Here is a 19,895-nt window from a genome sequence, read left to right on the forward strand (position 1 = left end):
CTTGTTTTTTGAAGTGTGCATCATATAACATAGAACGTAAAGACAAACTGAGATTCTAACGTCTAGGGGGGTCAAAATGAACAAAGGTCAAAGACATATTAAGATTAGAGAAATTATCGCAAGCCAAGAAATCGAAACACAAGACGAATTAGTCGATATTTTGAAAGCGGATGGATATAACATCACACAGGCGACCGTATCAAGAGATATCAAAGAACTGCATTTAGTCAAAGTGCCAACAAATAACGGAACATATAAATACAGCCTTCCTGCAGATCAGCGGTTTAACCCGCTATCAAAATTAAAGCGTTCCTTAATGGACGCATTTATTAAAATGGATGCTGCCAGTCATTTAATCGTTCTAAAAACAATGCCTGGGAACGCTCAAGCCATCGGTGCTTTAATGGATAATTTAGATTGGGAAGAAATTATGGGAACCATTTGTGGGGATGATACCATCTTAATCATTTGCCGCACGCCAGATGATACGGATACCGTTTCGTCTAAAATTTTAGAACTTCTATAAAGAGATCAGGTTTACAAAAAGAGGTGTCAAATGAGTGTTAGCAGAACTAACCATTAAAAACTTTGCAATCATTGAGGAGTTAACGGTTTCGTTTGAAAAAGGACTCACAGTTCTAACAGGGGAAACAGGTGCCGGAAAATCAATCATGATTGACGCTGTCTCACTTCTCGTAGGGGGAAGAGGATCATCCGAATTTGTCCGTTATGGTGAAAAAAAAGCAGAGCTGGAAGGTCTTTTTCTTGTACCAGCAGATCATCCTGTATTTGCTCTTTGCGAGGAGCAAGGAATTGATGCATCTGATGAAATGATGATTCTTCGCCGTGATATCAATCAAAGCGGGAAAAGCATTTGCCGCATTAATGGTAAGCTTGTCACCATCTCGCTTTTAAGAGAAGTTGGCCGGCTTTTGCTTGATATACATGGACAGCACGATAATCAGCTGTTAATGGAAGATGAAAATCATTTACATTTGCTTGATCAATTTGGAGCAGAAGAAATTGCACCTGCTCTCTCGCAGTATCAAGAAGCGTATGATCAATATATGAAGACGGCGCAAAAACTCAAACAGCTGTCTGAAAATGAACAGGAAATGGTTCACCGGTTAGACTTATTGCAATTTCAGCTGGAAGAGATTGAAGCGGCACAATTAGAGCCTGGGGAAGATGAGAAGCTTCAAGAGGAACGTCATCAAATCAGCAATTTTGAAAAAATCTTTTCCTCACTTCAAAACGCATATAATGCTCTGCGTAATGAGCAGGGAGGACTTGATTGGGTTGGGATGGCTTCAAGCGAGCTTGAGCAAGTTTCTGAGATCAACGACGATCTGAAAAAGCTCTCTGAGCAAGTGTCAAACTCCTATTATTTATTAGAAGATTCTACTTTTCAAATGCGCAGCATGCTTGATCAATTAGAATTTGACCCAGCCCGTCTTGATTTTATTGAGTCTAGACTAAATGAGATGAAGCAGCTGAAGCGAAAATACGGCACAACCGTTGAGGAAATTTTAGAATATGCGGCTAAGATTGAAGAGGAGATAGACCAAATCCAAAATCGAGACAGCCATTTGCAGACACTTAAAAACAAACTTGATGCGATAAGCCGGGATGCATTGCTTGAAGCGCTTAACGTGTCAGAGCTCCGTAAAAAATGGGCGAAAAAACTGGCGAAGCACATTCAAGCTGAATTGAAGGATTTATATATGGAGAAGTCTTCTTTTGATACCGCTTTTTCGATTCGATATGCACCTTTTGGCAGTACGGACTGCCCGCTTTTAGATGGAAAACCCGTACAGCTCGGGAAAAACGGCATAGATCAAGCGCAATTTGTCATTTCAACAAATCCGGGTGAACCGATGAAATCTTTGTCAAAAGTAGCATCTGGAGGAGAAATTTCACGTGTCATGCTGGCAGTGAAAAGTATTTTCTCAGCGAAACAAGAAGTGACGTCCATTATATTTGATGAAGTGGATACGGGCGTTAGCGGCAGAGTCGCACAAGCCATTGCTGAAAAAATTTATAAAGTAGCAGCAGGCTCACAAGTACTCTGTATTACCCATCTGCCGCAAGTCGCAGCAATGGCTGATACACATCTTTTTATTTCTAAACGCGCTAAAGCTGGCAGAACAATGACGAACGTCAAACCACTCAGTGATGATGAAAAAGTGAGTGAAATTGGCCGAATGATTGCTGGTGTAGAAGTCACTGAGCTCACAAAACAGCATGCAAAAGAATTACTGCACCAAGCAAATGATGTCAAAACGACAGGGTAGCTGAAACAACAGCTGCCTTTTTTATATTGTCTCATATTCGCCGTATATACGCATGAAATTGTCTTTTTCTTTTATCAATTTATCCAATCATTTTCTAAAGGTGTCGGTTATAAATCCTCGCTAAGAAGGCAAAAGTAAAGATGTAGCCAAAACATTAATGTTCTGGTGTGGGTAAGGAGCGAGGAGAGTGAAAAATGAATGCCCGAAAAGATGAGAAAAGCCATTGGTGTGATTCTCCTTGTTTCTTTAATAAGTACAGGGTTTATGAGCATAGTGAAGGAATATATCAGCATTCCAACAACTGTCGCAGTATTTGAACACGAGAAGCATTCGATTGATACATCCATTGAAGCGTCAGCCAATGCTTCTTCATCAGCCTTTAGTCTTTCAGAGAAAAAGAATCAACTTGAAGTAACGGGACAAAAGGCGGGAAAAGCCGAAATTGTTTATGATTTTAAAGGATTTCCTATTAAGAAAACAAAAGTCGATGTTCTTCCCGAATTAAAAGTCATTCCTGGAGGACAATCCATTGGCGTCAAACTCCACTCTGTCGGAGTTCTCGTTGTCGGTTTTCATCAAATCACAACAGCAGACGGCAAAAAATCACCAGGTGAAGCTGCAGGCATTCAATCAGGGGATATGATCATTGAGATCAATGGTCAGAAAATGGAGAAGATGAATGACCTCACCCCATTTATTCAGAAAGCCGGAAAAACGGGGGAAACCCTTCATTTACTCATAAAAAGAGACCATAAAACCTTTCAAACGACATTAACACCCGCTAAAGATTCAAGTGAAGGTACTTATCGAATTGGTCTTTATATTCGTGACTCCGCAGCAGGAATCGGGACGATGACCTTCTTTGAACCATCTTCTAAAAAATATGGCGCCCTTGGGCATGTGATTTCTGACATGGATACAAAAAAACCAATCGTGGTCGACAATGGTGAAATTGTCAGATCAACTGTCACATCCATTGAAAAAGGGACAGGAGGCAACCCTGGAGAAAAATTGGCCAGGTTTTCTTCCGAAAGAAAAACGATAGGTGATATTTCACGTAACAGTCCATTCGGTATATTTGGTACGTTAACCGAAAAACTTGAAAATCATGTAGCAGACAAACCACTTCCAGTCGCATTATCAAATGAAGTAAAAGAAGGTCCAGCCGAAATATTAACGGTCGTGGACCATGATAAAGTAGAGAAATTTGATATTAAAATCGTCAGCACAACACCACAAAAATTCCCGGCAACAAAAGGAATGGTGCTTAAAGTAACAGATGAACGCTTATTAAGCAAAACGGGCGGGATCGTTCAAGGAATGAGCGGTAGTCCGATCATCCAAAATGGCAAAGTCATTGGAGCGGTCACTCACGTGTTCGTCAATGACCCGACAAGCGGATACGGCGTACACATTGAATGGATGCTGTCAGAAGCAGGAATTGACCTTTATCAAAAAAACAAAAAAGCAAGCTGATGAAAAACTGCCGCGAATCTTCCGGCAGTTTTTTTCTACCCTTTCTTTCTCTTCCATCATGTTATAAAATAAGGAAAAAGAGATTTTTCGACAAAATGGAAAACAGTGTGTTGTCAAATTGCAATAATCGTCGATTCATTAAGAAAAACGTAGAAAAAGCTAGATAATGCTCTATTATTCGGAAAATTAAACTTTTTTAAAGGGGATAGCATGGTTTTGTCGAATTGAACACTCAGAAGAGAAATGCAAAAGACTAAGGAATCGACATTGGGGAGGAAAGAACGTGGAGAAAATTAAAGTGTGTGTAGCTGATGACAATCGAGAACTTGTTGGCCTTTTGACAGAGTATATTGAGGGACAGGAAGATATGGAAGTACTTGGCGTGGCGTATAATGGTCAGGAATGTCTGACATTATTTAAAGATAAAGAGCCCGACGTTCTCCTCTTAGATATTATCATGCCTCATTTAGACGGTCTTGCTGTACTGGAACGCCTCCGTGAAAACAATGAAATGACTAAACAGCCAAGTGTCATTATGCTGACGGCTTTCGGACAAGAAGACGTAACGAAAAAAGCAGTCGATTTGGGCGCATCCTATTTCATTTTGAAACCATTCGATATGGAAAACCTCGTAGGTCATATTCGTCAAGTCAGTGGAAACGGCACACAAGTCAGCCATCGATCTTCATCTATCCAAAACAGTGTCCTTCGCAGCAAACCTGAACCGAAACGTAAGAACTTAGATGCGAGCATTACGACGATTATTCATGAGATTGGCGTGCCAGCTCATATTAAAGGCTATTTATACTTAAGAGAAGCCATTTCGATGGTGTACAATGATATTGAACTACTCGGCAGTATTACAAAAGTATTGTACCCAGACATTGCAAAGAAATTTAACACGACAGCCAGCAGGGTAGAACGAGCGATTCGTCATGCCATTGAAGTGGCTTGGAGCAGAGGGAATATTGACTCCATTTCGTCACTCTTTGGCTACACAGTCAGCATGTCAAAAGCCAAACCGACCAATTCAGAATTTATTGCGATGGTGGCTGATCGTCTGCGTTTAGAGCATAGAGCAAGCTAAAATCAACGTCCATAAAAAAACGTTTCTTCAATGAGGCGTTTTTTTATTTTTGTAAAATATTGCTAAAAAATGGTTATGTTGATAAAATCATCTTTAATGTTTAAATTGGACAAACGGGTCGCTTTATTTTCAGAATAAAATGAAAAATAAAGCATGAAAGAAATGAATAGGACATAAAATAGTGGTAATCAGCTACGCTAATCAATTGGCTTATAGAAGAAGAAAACGCTCATTCGTAAGAAAAAGGATGAGAGGAAAAGGTCTTATGTAATTAGTAAATAAAGTAAATGAGATCGAAAGTTCTATTTCTATTGACCTGATTGGTTGGCGTTTTAAAGTCACTGGCTTCTTAGAGATTGTGCCATTTGAACTGAATATTCCCATTGTCGAATTTAATAATTTTCACATTCTTTTACTATGCTATAATAATGAAAAGAAGAGGGTGAGGTTATGGGAAAGCTGAAAATCCACTCTGCTGAGGTTGCGAACGAAATTAGCAAGTGGACGAGGGTCATTTCTCAGAATGACCTAGAAAAATCTGCTGTCTATAAAGAGAAAATTCAGAATTTGCTAAAAAATACAGATGAGGATCGAGAAGTTCTTCTTTATTATCAGCTAGTCGACGGCAGACATGAAATGTTACTTGGAAATATTGAAAAAGCCAATAAGATTATGAAAAGTGTCGGAACGCTGGATGAAAAAGCAGATGACATTATTAATTTTTATTTTTACTTTTATAAAGGCCAATATGCTGCCTATGTCAAAAAATATGATGAGGCGATTAGTTTTTATAAGATTGCTGAGCAGCGGCTAAAACGTGTGAATGAAGATCTTGAAGTCGGAACTTTTCATCATAAAGTCGCTTCCATTTATTACGAACTGAAGCAAAATTTCATTTCCATTAATCATATTAAAAAAGCCATTGATACATTTAAAGCGCATGAAGAATATACCGCACAGGCGATTGACAGCTTGATCTTACATGCGAGCAACTGTATTGATTTACTACAGTTTGATGAAGCTGAGGAAAAGTACCAAGAGGCACTTGAGAAAAGTAAGCGCATTAACAATGAAGTGCTGATTGGGAAGTGCTATCACAATTTAGCGGTTCTTTATTACGCAAAACCTGATTATGAAAAAAGTGCGCAATACGCCAAAAAAGGGATGAGCATTCAAATTCATCGCGACAATAGCCATTATTTCATCCAATCTTTATATGTTCTCGCAAATGCCTTAGTTCATTTAGGAGATCATGAGGCGAAAGAATATATTAAAGAGGGGATTCAATATAGCTGCGATATCCAAAATAATGAATATATAGTAAAATTTGAAATTTTGGATTTGATGTGCGAAAATAGTGGAGCAGCAGACGTATTCTCTGAAAAATTAGACTACATAGAAAAAAATAGATTATATGTGGAGCTTGAGGATTTGTCTGAACAAATATCGAAATACTTCAAGGAACGAAATGATTATCAAAATGCCATTCGTTTTCTTGAAAAGAAATTCGATGCGCAAATACTTCAAAAGAAAGTGGAGGTTATCTTATGAAAAAGTTGTTGTTAGGTGTAACAATCGTTACAGCAGTCGCAGTTGTTTCTTCCCTTTTTGCTCTTGACGCAGAGACGACAGAGCAAGCCATCAGAGCGATTACGTGATCGAATTTACCTGTCAACCTCTTCTCTCTTATTAGAAGAGGTTTTTTTATGTGCTCAAACTGGCAAAACGAAAAAAGACACGTCATAATATAGGTAATCATCATATTTAGAGGTGGCATATGACGAAAATTTTTGCGCATAGAGGCTTTAAAGGAAACTATCCAGAGAACACGATGATTGCCTTTGAGCACGCACTCCATTCTGGAGCGGATGGAATTGAGCTTGATGTTCAGCTCACCAAAGACGGCAGGCTGGCTGTTATTCACGATGAAAAACTGAACCGAACGACCAATATGAAAGGGTTAGTGAAAGACTATACATATGAAGAGTTAAAAAGAGGAGATGCCAGTCATTCTTTCTATGAAGAAACGGGTGCGGTCACCATTCCTCTTTTAGAAGAAGTATTAGAGTTAGTGACGCAGAGATCATCCTTTATGATCAACATTGAATTAAAAAACTCTATTTATCGATATCCAGGGATTGAAGAAAAAGTAAAAGAGCAAATTGAGCACTTTCAAATAGAGGATCGAGTGCTTGTCTCATCATTTCATCACGGCAGCTTAGCTCTTTTTCACAAGCTGATGCCGCACATTGAACTGGCGGTCCTCACGATGGATGTGATTCATCAGCCGGAGATGTATTTAAAAACAATCCCGGCAAAGGGGTACCATCCGAATATAAAGGGTGCTGGGGTGACAAAAGAAGTTGTATCCGCTCTCCATGCGGACCAACAAGTGATCAGACCGTTTACTGTAAACAGTGAGAAGCAAATAAAAAATATGTTGACCTTGGGTGTTGATGGAATCTTTACTGATTTTCCTGATCGAGCCGTCAAAATAAGAGAAGAAATGAAATAAAGACCTGCTATCAACAGCGGGTCTTTTTCATGATTACCTTTGCTTAAAACGAGTTGTTACTTTATTTCGTTTACGGTCTCTATATAAAATAAATCCTGCAACAACATAAAGACCTCCCCTAAAAATAACAACCCTGCAATTCCTTGCAGCCATAAATATGGAAATGGTGCAATGATGATGCCGAAAACAGTGTCACGCAGCAGCTTAATGCCAAGTGCTGCAAAGGCTCCAGGTATTAAAATAATCACTAATGCCAGTATTCTCCCCATCAAATGTCCCCTTAAACGTCATTTACTTCCATTGTCTAATTCAAAAAATATTTTGTCAAGAAAGGAAAACGTGGTAATATAGGTGTTGTGCAATTTTTTGCAACGGAAAAATATGGTGTGCAAAATTTTTCATATAAAGGGGTAACGGGATGCAGAGAGTCTTGATTGTCGGTGCAGGACAAGGTGGATCAGCACTGCTTGAAACATTGCTGAAAACAAATACGGTTCAAATCATTGCGATCGCCGACCTTGATCTCGAGGCACCGGGGATGGATGAAGCGAAAAAGAATGGAATTGAGACGACGACGGATTGGAAAGAATACATAAAAGATGACATTGATATCATCATTGAAACCACAGGCAGTTCTGCTGTACTGAAGGAACTAATTGAACAAAAACCAGAGCATGCTGTGATTGTGCCAAGCTCGATGGCATATGTCATGTCAGAATTAATGGCAGAGAAACAACAGCTTATTCAAATATTGAAGGAACAAACCTATAAACATGACCGCATTTTTAATGCAACGAATGATGGCATGATTTTTATTAATATGGATGAAGAAGTGGTCCTGTTTAATCGATCGGCTGCCAAAATGGTGGGGTGTTCGCAAAAGGATGCGATTGGCCGTCACATTCGAGAAGTGATTCCGAACACGAAACTTCCCGATATATTAAGGTCAAGGGAGCCGGAATTTAACCAAAAGCAATTTTTGAATCAGCAAATTCAAATTGTGACCACCCGTCTGCCGATTATTGATGACGCGGGGAGAATGTTAGGTGCTTTATCGATCTTTAAAGACATAACAGATGCGGTGGAGCTTGCGGAGGAAGTAACGAACCTCAAAGAAGTAAGAACGATGCTTGAGGCGATTATTCAATCATCAGATGAAGCCATATCGGTTGTCGATGAGCAGGGGAAAGGTATTTTGATCAACCGTGCTTATACGAAAATGACCGGTTTATCGGATAAAGAGGTCGTGGGGAAACCAGCAGGAGCTGATATTTCCGAAGGGGAAAGCATGCACTTAAAGGTGCTTGAAACAAGAAGACCTGTTCGAGGTGTCAGAATGAAGGTTGGTCCAAACAAAAAAGATGTCATCGTCAATGTAGCACCTGTTATTGTTGACGGCATTCTAAAAGGCAGTGTCGGGGTCATTCACGATGTATCCGAAATTCAATCATTGACGAATGAATTAAATAAAGCAAGACAGCTCATCCGAACACTTGAAGCAAAGTACACATTTGAAGACATTATTGGAGAAAGTGAACAAATGCTTGTCGCGCTTGAGCAGGCAAAGCTGGGTGCAAAAACGCCGGCAACCATTTTACTCCGAGGAGAATCAGGTACTGGGAAAGAGCTGTTTGCGCATGCCATTCACAATGAAAGTGATCGCAAGTACAACCGCTTTGTCCGTGTCAACTGTGCTGCCTTATCAGAAACTCTTTTAGAGTCAGAACTGTTTGGCTACGAGGAAGGAGCGTTTTCTGGTGCAAGGCGAGGCGGGAAAAAAGGGCTGTTTGAAGAAGCCAATCAAGGCAGCATCTTTTTAGATGAAATCGGTGAAATGACGCCAAGTACACAAGCGAAATTGCTGCGTGTCATGCAAGAAAAAGAAATTGTTCGGGTAGGCGGAACGAAAGCGATACCGGTCGATGTGCGTGTGATCACAGCGACAAATGTCAATATTGAAAAGGCGATGGCAGAAGGGAAGTTCAGAGAGGATTTATATTATCGAATGAATAGATACCCGATATCGATCCCACCGCTCAGACAGCGTCTCGAAGATATTGAATCATTAAGTAAACGCCTCATCCAGAAGATCAATTTAGACTATGGGCGAAACGTCAGCGGCTTAACAGATCGTGCGCTTCATAGACTTCGATCATATAGCTGGCCAGGCAACGTGAGAGAGCTTGAAAATGTGCTTGGACGAGCGATGATCTTTTTGAATCCGCAAGAAGAATGGATCGATGAAGCGCATATCGCCTTCATGGAGTCAGACGAGCATGAGGAAAAAGAGCAGCAGGAACTGGCTGTTAGTCAATTTGAGGGGAGACGCTCTCAGAGGCTGTAGAAGCATTTGAAGCGCAGCTGATCAAACAAACCCTTGAAAAACATCAATTCAATCGCACAAAAACAGCGAAAACGTTAGGGATCAGCATTCGAAATCTTTACTATAAAATGGATAAGTATCATCTTGCAAAAGATAGCATGCAGTAACATGCACGTAACCTGCAAGAAATTGCATAATTTCTTTGCGGAAAGGCTTATTTTTCACACATTTCAAGCTGGCACGGAACTTGCATATAAAAAGAGGAACCGAGCACAAGGAAAGGTGGGCAAGTATGAAGCTTGACGATCTGATTATTAAAGCCTCGCAGTTGCAGAATAAAACAGCGGCTGTGGCTCATGCAGAAGACGAAGAAGTGCTTCATGCCATCAAAATGGCAATCGAACGAAAAGTCGCTCGCTTCCTGCTGGTTGGAAACAAACGCAACCTAAAGGAGCTAGTCAAACAGCATGAGATCAATGAAGACTGGATAGATATTATTCATTCAGATTCACCCGAAGAATCTGCCAAAATTGCCGTTCAGGCAGTAAGTGAAAATCATGCAGATATTCTCATGAAGGGTCATGTCCCGACAGCCGTACTGTTAAAAGCTGTCCTAAATAAAGAGTATGGGCTTCGGACAGCGAGTGTCCTTTCACATGTTGCAGCTTTCGAAGTACCAGGCTTTGACCGTTTTATCTATGTAACGGACTCTGCGATGAACATTGCGCCTGATTTAAATATGCTGAAAGAAATTACGGTGAATTCCGTTCAAGTCGCACAAGCTGTCGGAAATGATATGCCCAAAGTGGCGGTATTATCAGCGGTAGAAGTCGTAAACCCAGCGATGGATTCGACGCTCACAGCTGCAAGCCTTGCGCAAATGAATCGAAGAGGTCAAATTTCTGGCTGTCTGATTGATGGGCCGCTTGCTTTAGATAATGCCATTTCTCAAACGGCAGCTTCTCATAAAAATATTACGAGTGATGTGGCTGGTCATGCAGATATTTTGCTTGTGCCAACCATTGAAGCAGGTAACATTCTTTATAAATCTCTCATCTACTTTGCTCATGCAAAAGTGGGAGCTGTGGTGGCAGGAGCGAAAGCACCGATTGCTTTAACAAGCCGGTCTGATTCAGCTGAAAGCAAGCTCTATTCAATTGCACTTGCCATCTGTACATCAAATTAAGTGAAAGTATTAGGAGGAATAGAAAATGGAACTTTTTAAATATATGGAACAATACGATTATGAACAGCTTGTATTTTGTCAGGATGAACAGTCTGGTTTAAAAGCCATCATTGCCATTCATGATACAACACTTGGGCCAGCACTCGGCGGAACAAGAATGTGGACATATGAAAATGAAGAAGCAGCGATCGAAGATGCCTTGCGTCTTGCAAGAGGTATGACTTATAAAAATGCGGCGGCAGGGCTTAACCTTGGCGGCGGTAAAACGGTCATCATTGGCGATCCGAGAAAAGACAAGAATGAAGAAATGTTCCGTGCTTTTGGCCGTTACATTCAAGGATTAAATGGCCGTTATATCACCGCTGAAGATGTCGGTACAACGGTAGAAGATATGGATCTTATCCATGAAGAAACAGACTTTGTCACAGGCATCTCTCCTGCATTTGGTTCTTCAGGAAACCCATCTCCAGTGACTGCTTACGGTGTATATAAAGGCATGAAAGCAGCTGCAAAAGCAGCATTCGGTACAGATTCATTAGAAGGAAAAACAATTGCCGTTCAAGGTGTTGGAAACGTGGCTTACAACCTATGTAAACACCTGCATGAAGAAGGCGCACAGCTTATCGTTACTGATATCAACAAAGACTCAGTTCAGCGAGCTGTAGAAGACTTCGGTGCAAAAGCGGTAGACCCTGATGATATTTATGATCAAGAATGTGATATTTACGCACCATGTGCACTCGGTGCAACCATTAACGATGTGACGATTCCTAAATTAAAGGCAAAAGTCATTGCAGGTGCAGCGAATAACCAGCTGAGAGAAACACATCATGGAGATCTTATTCATGAAATGGGCATTGTGTACGCACCGGATTATGTGATCAATGCAGGCGGTGTGATTAACGTTGCAGATGAGCTTTATGGCTATAATGCCGATCGTGCAATGAAAAAAGTAGAAGGCATTTACCAAAACATTGAGCGAGTGATTGAAATCTCTAACCGTGATGCCATTCCAACTTATAAAGCGGCAGACCGATTGGCTGAAGAGCGAATTGAAAGAATGCGCAAATCAAGAAGCCAATTCCTGCAAAATGGTCAACATATTTTAAGTCGTCGCTAAATGGATGAATGAGTTGAAACGGAGGTTTTGTTTTTGCTGACAAAAGAATGGCGTATACTCACGATTAATCCTGGCTCTACCTCAACAAAAATCGGTGTGTTTCATAATGAACGATCTATTTTTGAAACGACATTAAGACATACAGATGAGGAAATCAAGCAGTTTCCTCATATCATTGATCAATTTTCATTCCGTAAAGAAACCATTTTAAAAACACTGCATGAACAGGGGATGAACATCTCAAAGTTTGATGCAGTTTGCGCACGCGGTGGTCTGCTTCGCCCGATTGAAGGTGGCACATATGAAGTAAATGAGCAAATGGTTGAAGATCTAAAAGAAGGGTATGCTGGCCAGCACGCCTCTAATCTAGGCGGAATCATTGCCCGAGAAATTGCACTTGGTCTTAACATCCCAGCTTTTATTGTTGATCCCGTAGTCGTAGATGAACTACAGCCAATTGCTCGTATTTCAGGACTGCCAACAATTGAGCGGAAAAGCATTTTTCATGCGTTAAATCAAAAAGCAGTCGCAAGAAAAACGGCTGCTTCGTTTGGAAAACGTTATGAAGATTTGAACATGATCATTACCCATATGGGCGGCGGAATTACGATTGGTGTACATCAAAAAGGAAAAGTCATTGATGTGAATAACGGTCTTCATGGTGAGGGTCCTTTCAGCCCAGAGCGGGCAGGTACTCTCCCAACAGGTGACCTTGTTAATTTATGCTTTTCTGGTGAATATTCGCAAGAGGAAATGCTCAAACGCATTATTGGCGAAGGCGGTCTTGCGGGCTATCTTGGCACGACAGATGCAGTAAAAGTAGAGCGAATGATTGAATCAGGCGATGAGCGTGCGGCGCTTATTTATGAAGCGATGTGCTATCAAATTGCCAAAGAAATTGGTGCGGCTAGTGCGGTCTTAAAAGGAGCTGTAGACGTCATTGTGTTAACAGGCGGCCTTGCCTACAGCAAACAAATTACGTCAAGCATTAGAGGATACATTGACTGGATTTCAGATGTTGTTGTGTACCCAGGTGAAAATGAATTGCAATCCTTAGCAGAAGGGGCGCTTCGCATTTTAAAAGAAGAAGAATCACCAAAAGAATACCCAAATGATCAAAAGGCGGAGAAAGGAGTGACAAGTCATGGCAACTGAATATGACCTCGTCATTCTTGGTGGAGGCACAGGCGGCTATGTAGCGGCCATTCGTGCCTCTCAACTTGGATTGAAAACAGCAGTCGTAGAAAAATCAAAGCTCGGTGGAACATGTCTTCATAAAGGCTGTATCCCATCTAAAGCGCTGCTTAGAAGTGCAGAAGTCTATCAAACGGTCAAACGTGCCGCTGATTTTGGCGTTGAAGCAAGCGGAATTGCCTTACAATTTGCAAGCGTACAAAAAAGAAAAACAGAGATTGTCGACAAATTAGCAGGCGGCGTCAAACATTTAATGAAACAAGGGAAAATTGATGTATACGAAGGAATAGGCCGTATCTTAGGCCCTTCGATTTTTTCGCCAATGCCAGGCACCATCTCGGTAGAAATGGCGAATGGCGATGAAAATGAAATGCTGATTCCTAAGCAGGTCATCATTGCGACTGGATCAAGACCGCGCGTCCTGCCCGGACTTGAAGCGGATGGAACACACATCCTTACATCAGACGAAGCACTTGAACTGCAAGAACTCCCTCAGTCCATGCTGATTGTCGGCGGAGGCGTGATTGGGATCGAATGGGCTTCCATGCTTAACGATTTTGGCGTAAAAGTCACAGTGATCGAATTTGCAGATCGCATTTTGCCAACAGAGGATCAAGATATTTCTAAAGAAATGGAAAAGCTTTTAACGAAAAAGGGCATCACCTTAGTGACAAATGCGAAGGTTCTGCCAGATACTGCAGAAAAGCATGAGAATCTGGTCAAGATCCAAGTGGAACAAGGTGGAGACACTCAGTCGTTTGAAGCAGAGAAACTGCTTCTTTCAGTTGGCCGAGTGCCAAACGTGGAAAGCATAGGTCTTGAAAACACGGACATCCAGACAGAAAATCATGGCATTGTCGTGAATGAGCATTACCAAACCAAAGAGTCGCATATTTACGCAATAGGTGATGTCATTGGCGGTCTTCAGCTGGCGCATGTCGCATCACATGAAGGCATGATTGCAGTAGAACATATGGCTGGTCAAGATCCAAAGCCGCTTGATGAAACGCTCGTGTCTAAATGTGTGTACTCTCACCCAGAAACCGCTAGCGTTGGACTGACTGAACAGGCGGCAAAAGAGCAAGGCTACGAAGTCAAGATTGGGAAGTTTCCCTTTATGGCCATCGGAAAAGCGCTTGTATTTGGAGAGTCTGATGGATTTGTCAAAATCATTGCTGACCAAAAGACAGATGATATCTTAGGGATTCATATGATTGGTCCTCATGTAACAGATATGATATCTGAAGCTGGATTAGCCAAAGTATTAGATGCAACTCCGTGGGAAGTGGGACAGACGATCCACCCGCATCCAACCTTGTCAGAGGCAATTGGCGAGGCAGCACTGGCTGTTGACGGAAAGGCGATCCATTTTTAATCAAGGAGGGAAACATGATGAGTAACATGCGTCATCAGGAATTAGGATTATCAGATGAACAAGCGATTGACATATATAGAACCATGCTTTTAGCAAGAAAAATTGATGAACGGATGTGGCTTTTAAACCGTTCTGGAAAAATTCCATTCGTCATCTCTTGTCAAGGACAGGAAGCGCAGCAAGTCGGTGCCGCTTTTGCCCTCAATAGGGAAGAGGATTACGTTTTACCTTATTACCGTGATATGGGGGTTGTCCTTGCATTCGGGATGACGGCGAAAGATTTAATGATGTCTGGTTTTGCGAAAAAAGACGATCCAAACTCAGGCGGGAGACAGATGCCAGGTCATTTTGGGCAAAGATCAAACCGAATTGTGACTGGATCATCGCCTGTGACAACACAGGTTCCTCATGCGGTTGGCATCGCACTTGCCGGGCGTCTAGAGCAAAAGAATTTTGTTAGCTTTGTCACGTTCGGTGAAGGCTCTTCAAACCAAGGAGACTTTCACGAAGGCGCCAACTTTGCTGCAGTGCATAAGCTGCCTGTTATTTTCATGTGTGAAAACAATAAGTATGCGATTTCTGTCCCGTATGACAAACAAGTGGCATGTGAGCGTATTTCAGATCGTGCAATAGGGTACGGAATGCCAGGTGTGACGGTTGATGGAAATGATCCGCTTGAAGTGTATGCAGCGGTCAAAGAAGCGAGAGACCGTGCGGCAAGAGGCGAAGGCCCAACATTGATCGAAACCATTTCTTACCGGTTAACTGCGCATTCAAGTGATGACGATGATTCTAGCTATCGAGAAAAAGAAGAAGTGCTCGAAGCTAGAAAGAAAGATCCGCTCATTCAATATGAAACGTACTTAATCGAAGGAAATGTCATGACTTCTGAAATGAAAGAAGACATGACCAAAGAAATCATGCAAATCGTAAACGAAGCCACTGATGAAGCGGAAAATGCAGCTTATGCCGATGCAGAAAGCGCACTTCGTTACGTGTATGCGGAGTAAGGGGAAGAAAAATGCCTGTTATGTCATATATAGACGCTATTACACTAGCGATGAAAGAAGAAATGGAGCGAGATCCGAAAGTGTTTGTGCTCGGAGAGGATGTCGGGAAAAAAGGCGGCGTATTTAAAGCAACAGCGGGTCTTTACGAGCAATTTGGAGAAGCGCGCGTCATGGATACACCTCTTGCCGAATCAGCGATTGCAGGTGTAGGTATTGGGGCTGCTATGTATGGAATGCGTCCGATCGCAGAGATGCAATTTGCGGATTTTATTATGCCAGCCATCAACCAAATCATTTCAGAGGCTGCAAAAATTAGATATCGTTCCAATAATGATTGGAGCTGCCCAATGGTCATTCGTGCTCCTTACGGGGGCGGCGTACACGGGGCGCTTTATCATTCACAATCGGTCGAAGCCATTTTTGCCAATCAGCCAGGCTTAAAGATTGTGATGCCTTCTACACCTTATGATGTCAAAGGGTTGTTAAAAGCCGCAGTGCGTGATCCAGATCCTGTATTGTTCTTTGAACACAAACGTGCATACCGTCTCATTAAAGGAGAAGTGCCTGAAGAGGATTATACGCTCCCTATTGGAAAAGCGGATGTGAAACGAGAAGGCGATGACATTACGGTCATTACATATGGCCTTTGTGTTCATTTTGCCCTCCAAGCAGCAGAGCGCCTTGCGAAGGACGGAATTTCTGCTCATATTCTCGATTTACGTACAGTGTACCCGCTTGATCAAGAAGCGATTATTGAAGCGGCATCAAAAACAGGGAAAGTACTCTTGTTAACAGAAGATACAAAAGAAGGAAGCATCATGAGTGAAGTAGCGGCCATCATTTCAGAGCACTGCTTGTTTGATTTAGATGCGCCAATTAAACGTCTAGCAGGACCTGATATCCCTGCAATGCCTTATGCACCGACAATGGAGAAATTCTTCATGGTTAATCCGGATAAGGTAGAAGCTGAAATGAGAGAACTAGCGGCGTTTTAAGAAAGAGGAGGGTTTCAAAGTGGCAACTGAACAAATGAAAATGCCTCAGCTTGGTGAAAGTGTAACAGAAGGAACCATTAGCAAATGGCTCGTTTCACCTGGCGATCATGTGAATAAATACGATCCGATTGCGGAAGTCATGACAGATAAAGTAAATGCAGAAGTTCCGTCATCCTATACAGGAACAATCACTAAACTAGCGGCTGCAGAGGGTGATACACTTCAAGTAGGAGAAGTGTTTTGTGAAATTGAAGTAGAAGGCAGTGCGCAGCAGAGTGCGAAAACAGAAGAGGCGCCTGCGCAAGATGAAGCACCAGAACCTGACCAAACAAATGTGGATCAGAGTCAAAAGAAACGATACTCTCCGGCAGTCCTGCGTTTAGCAGATGAGCACGGAATTGATTTAGCGGCTGTTCATGGAACGGGAGCTGGCGGCAGAATCACAAGAAAAGATTTGCTGAAGCTTATCGAAAGTGGAGTCGCACAAGAAACGGCAGCACCTGTGAGTGAAGGTACGGGTCAAACAGAACCTGCAAAGCCGTCACAAGCAAAAGCAGCTCCTTCCATCCCTTCAATGCCTGGAGATGTTGAACTGCCGGTCACTCCGATTAGACAGGCGATTGCCGCAAACATGCTAAGAAGCAAGCATGAAATTCCACATGCCTGGACGATGATGGAAGTGGATGTGACAAACCTTGTGACAAGAAGAAATCAGCTAAAAGATCAATTCAAAGCAAAAGAAGGCTTTAATTTGACGTTCTTTGCGTTCTTTGTCAAAGCAGTGGCTCAGGCCTTAAAGGAATTCCCTGAAATGAACAGCATGTGGGCTGGTGATAAAATTGTTCAAAAGAAAGCGATCAATGTCTCCATTGCTGTTGCGACAGATGACGCTCTTTTTGTCCCAGTGATTAAAGATGCGGATGAGAAAACGATTAAGGGAATCGCCAAGGAAATTCATGAACTTGCTTTCAAGGTCAGACAAGGCAAACTGAAGCAAAGTGACATGGAAGGCGGCACTTTCACTGTGAACAACACAGGATCGTTTGGTTCGGTTCAATCAATGGGGATCATTAACTATCCGCAAGCAGCCATTTTACAAGTAGAATCTATTGTAAAGCGCCCGATGATTGTAAATGGTATGATTGCCGCAAGAGATATGGTGAATCTTTGTCTTTCATTAGATCATAGAGTACTCGATGGTCTTGTATGCGGTAGATTCCTGCAAAGAATTAAACAAATTCTTGAAGGCATTGACGAAGAGACGTCCGTCTATTAAGCTCATTTATATGTCCCCTTCTCACAATGAGAGGGGGATTTCCATATCAATCAGAAAGGAGCGATGAGATGTCTGGATTAGATTTCTTTGCTTTTCTTACGATTGGTCTGATGTTTATCACAGCCATTGCGTTCGCTTTTCTTCGGTATATTTCCAAATCACGCAATCATCCTGAACGCTTACTGCTAATCATATCAATCGTTTCAATCTTTCAAATCGCCTATTGCTTGTTGATGATAGGTGGATTTAAAGGAGTCGCCAATAGTTTATTAGGCATTTCCCTTCTTATAGGTACACTGCTAGGGTATGCACTTGAATATTTATACAGACGTTATATCAAAAAAACGCCCGCATCGAAATGATGCAGGCGCTTTTTATTCTGCTGGAACAATAAAGGTCAAATGCTGTTTTAATACTTCAAGGGAAGAAGGAGCAGTCATATATACCTCACCATCTGTATCTGCATCCATTTCCTCTTTTGTATGAATATGAATGCGGGATGCTTGAATAAGAGACAGGTCACCTTTAAAATCTTCTAGCTCTTCGCGGTTCATTGAAAAAATCTCTTTTAAAGCAGAGAAACTCGTATTTCTGCAAATTAAAATTTCGGCTTTTCCATCATCAATTGAAGCATTTGGCAGATCTATTTTATTTGTACCGATAAAGTGCCCATTCATGACAAGGACAATCACAGCTTCTTCTTCCCAGTTTTCCTCTTCGGTTTCAATGCGTACGTAGAAAGGTTCTGTCTGCTGAAGGGTTCGAAGAGCGCTCGTGAAGTAACTGATTTTTCCGAGGACAGCTTTTTCTTTATCATTAATATTGTTTGAGGTATCTGCGATGAGACCAATCCCCCAAAAATTTAAAAGGTATCGATCCTCTGCTTTGATTAAATCGACCTTTTTTTCAGTGCCATCTATCACCATTTGAGCGGCCTTTGGCATCTGCTGAGGGATGCCCAGCGTTCTAGAAAAGTCATTGCACGTCCCGCCAGGTAAGATCGCTACAGCTGGCCTTTTTTCTAAACCGCCAATTCCATTCATACATTCATGGACGGTTCCGTCTCCGCCTAGTATAATCAACAATTCAATCGACTCATCCATCTCGCGGCAGAAATGATAGGCATCATTCGGCTGTTTTGTAGGCTTAAGGATGAGTTCATCAATATGTAAAGAAAGAAGAGGCACTGTTTGACCTAGTGTTTTTTCCATGTTTTTTTGTCCAGCATTTCCGTTATAAATGAGTATCGCTTTTTTGAATTGTGCCATCACGCAGTTCTCCCTTTCATCACTTTATTATCACTTTTCCCCAATTCCACAGGTCATAAACGACGTTTGAAAAAAGTGAAGGGGACGAAACAAGACATTTGCCCGCCGGCGTTTTCCTTGATATGATGTAGTTAAAATGGTTTGGTACGTAGAAGGAGTGGACGGTTATGAATATTGATTTTAATTTATTTATGAATGATATCGTGAAACAAGCACGAGAAGAAATTAAACAGGCAGGCTATACGGAGCTGACAACAGCTGAAGAAGTTGATGAAGCGCTAACGAAAAAAGGAACGACACTTGTTATGGTGAATTCAGTGTGCGGCTGTGCAGGCGGTATTGCAAGACCAGCGGCTGGTTATTCTGTTCATTACGATAAGCGTCCAGATCAATTGCTCACAGTGTTTGCTGGACAGGACAAAGAAGCAACCGCAAGAGCACGTGAATACTTTGAAGGCTTCCCGCCATCTTCACCATCATTTGCTCTATTAAAAGACGGGAAGATCATTAAAATGGTCGAACGTCACGAAATCGAAGGACATGAACCGATGGAAGTGGTGTCAAAACTTCAAGCCGCTTTCGATGAGTATTGCGAAGAAGTGTAACATGTTACTTTTGAATGAATCATTTAGAGGCAGTCCGGTCTTTTGATCGGTCTGTTTTTTTGTTTTATATGACATACGAATCAAAATAATTTTAGCAAAATACTATTGCATATCAAAAAGAAAGTGTTTAAAATACATTATAGTGAATAAATATTCAAATCTACTCATGAT

At 41.6% G+C, this 19,895-nt stretch carries 16 protein-coding genes and 2 pseudogenes; 16 read left to right on the forward strand and 2 right to left on the reverse strand.

Annotated elements, in window-relative coordinates; translation table 11 throughout:
* Positions 1-76 precede the first annotated feature (76 nt).
* The 6 genes from ahrC to KFQ09_RS17710 all read left to right on the forward strand — a co-directional run bounded on the left by ahrC (position 77) and on the right by KFQ09_RS17710 (position 7,372).
* Complete coding sequence (gene ahrC / locus KFQ09_RS17685; RefSeq protein WP_007501163.1) at positions 77-526, forward strand: transcriptional regulator AhrC/ArgR; 450 nt, start codon at positions 77-79, stop codon at positions 524-526.
* Between the two features lie 34 nt (positions 527-560).
* A complete protein-coding gene (recN, locus tag KFQ09_RS17690; protein WP_035390783.1) occupies positions 561-2,294 on the forward strand; it encodes a DNA repair protein RecN in 1,734 nt (577 codons plus the stop codon).
* 198 nt (positions 2,295-2,492) lie between these two features.
* Complete coding sequence (spoIVB, locus tag KFQ09_RS17695; protein ID WP_255835851.1) at positions 2,493-3,770, forward strand: SpoIVB peptidase; 1,278 nt, start codon at positions 2,493-2,495, stop codon at positions 3,768-3,770.
* A gap of 283 nt (positions 3,771-4,053) precedes the next feature.
* Complete coding sequence (spo0A, locus tag KFQ09_RS17700; protein ID WP_008342226.1) at positions 4,054-4,857, forward strand: sporulation transcription factor Spo0A; 804 nt, start codon at positions 4,054-4,056, stop codon at positions 4,855-4,857.
* Positions 4,858-5,307: 450 nt separating this feature from the next.
* Positions 5,308-6,408 (forward strand): Rap family tetratricopeptide repeat protein, encoded by a 1,101-nt coding sequence (locus tag KFQ09_RS17705; protein ID WP_255835852.1) that lies wholly within the window; start codon positions 5,308-5,310, stop codon positions 6,406-6,408.
* 226 nt (positions 6,409-6,634) lie between these two features.
* Positions 6,635-7,372: a glycerophosphodiester phosphodiesterase gene (locus KFQ09_RS17710; protein WP_035390781.1), complete on the forward strand. Its 738-nt coding sequence runs from the start codon at positions 6,635-6,637 to the stop codon at positions 7,370-7,372.
* A gap of 33 nt (positions 7,373-7,405) precedes the next feature.
* Here the strand turns inward: KFQ09_RS17710 and KFQ09_RS17715 are convergent.
* Positions 7,406-7,641: pseudogene (locus KFQ09_RS17715) on the reverse strand (DUF2627 domain-containing protein).
* A 149-nt stretch (positions 7,642-7,790) separates the two neighbouring features.
* On the opposite strand from KFQ09_RS17715, the pseudogene KFQ09_RS17720 reads away from it, so the two are divergent.
* The 9 genes and pseudogenes from KFQ09_RS17720 to KFQ09_RS17760 all read left to right on the forward strand — a co-directional run bounded on the left by KFQ09_RS17720 (position 7,791) and on the right by KFQ09_RS17760 (position 18,213).
* Positions 7,791-9,862: pseudogene (locus KFQ09_RS17720) on the forward strand (sigma 54-interacting transcriptional regulator).
* 125 nt (positions 9,863-9,987) lie between these two features.
* On the forward strand, positions 9,988-10,881 hold the full coding sequence (gene yqiS, locus KFQ09_RS17725; RefSeq protein WP_008342231.1) for a phosphate butyryltransferase: 894 nt from the start codon (positions 9,988-9,990) through the stop codon (positions 10,879-10,881).
* Between the two features lie 25 nt (positions 10,882-10,906).
* The gene (bcd, locus tag KFQ09_RS17730) at positions 10,907-12,001 is read left to right on the forward strand and encodes a branched-chain amino acid dehydrogenase (protein WP_035390779.1); all 1,095 of its coding nucleotides are present in this window, start codon (positions 10,907-10,909) and stop codon (positions 11,999-12,001) included.
* Between the two features lie 33 nt (positions 12,002-12,034).
* Positions 12,035-13,156, forward strand: coding sequence for a butyrate kinase (buk, locus tag KFQ09_RS17735; RefSeq protein WP_370648306.1), 1,122 nt, complete (start codon positions 12,035-12,037; stop codon positions 13,154-13,156).
* A complete protein-coding gene (gene lpdA / locus KFQ09_RS17740; RefSeq protein ID WP_035390778.1) occupies positions 13,146-14,570 on the forward strand; it encodes a dihydrolipoyl dehydrogenase in 1,425 nt (474 codons plus the stop codon). Before buk ends, lpdA begins: the two co-directional genes overlap by 11 nt.
* A gap of 17 nt (positions 14,571-14,587) precedes the next feature.
* Complete coding sequence (locus KFQ09_RS17745; RefSeq protein WP_017357956.1) at positions 14,588-15,580, forward strand: thiamine pyrophosphate-dependent dehydrogenase E1 component subunit alpha; 993 nt, start codon at positions 14,588-14,590, stop codon at positions 15,578-15,580.
* Between the two features lie 11 nt (positions 15,581-15,591).
* Positions 15,592-16,575: an alpha-ketoacid dehydrogenase subunit beta gene (locus tag KFQ09_RS17750; protein ID WP_007501148.1), complete on the forward strand. Its 984-nt coding sequence runs from the start codon at positions 15,592-15,594 to the stop codon at positions 16,573-16,575.
* Positions 16,576-16,594: 19 nt separating this feature from the next.
* Positions 16,595-17,851: a dihydrolipoamide acetyltransferase family protein gene (locus KFQ09_RS17755; protein WP_255835854.1), complete on the forward strand. Its 1,257-nt coding sequence runs from the start codon at positions 16,595-16,597 to the stop codon at positions 17,849-17,851.
* Positions 17,852-17,919: 68 nt separating this feature from the next.
* A complete protein-coding gene (locus tag KFQ09_RS17760; RefSeq protein WP_046527197.1) occupies positions 17,920-18,213 on the forward strand; it encodes a YesK family protein in 294 nt (97 codons plus the stop codon).
* Positions 18,214-18,225: 12 nt separating this feature from the next.
* On the opposite strand, the gene KFQ09_RS17765 is transcribed toward KFQ09_RS17760, so the two are convergent.
* Entirely contained in the window at positions 18,226-19,119 is an 894-nt protein-coding gene (locus KFQ09_RS17765) for a YegS/Rv2252/BmrU family lipid kinase (RefSeq protein ID WP_255835855.1), read from the reverse strand.
* A 167-nt stretch (positions 19,120-19,286) separates the two neighbouring features.
* Here KFQ09_RS17765 and KFQ09_RS17770 point away from each other — a divergent pair, with 167 nt between their 5' ends.
* Positions 19,287-19,724 (forward strand): BrxA/BrxB family bacilliredoxin, encoded by a 438-nt coding sequence (locus KFQ09_RS17770; RefSeq protein ID WP_007501138.1) that lies wholly within the window; start codon positions 19,287-19,289, stop codon positions 19,722-19,724.
* Positions 19,725-19,895 lie beyond the last annotated feature (171 nt).

The organism is Bacillus sp. FS02, from assembly GCF_024398395.1.
Taxonomy (GTDB): domain Bacteria; phylum Bacillota; class Bacilli; order Bacillales; family Bacillaceae; genus Bacillus; species Bacillus altitudinis.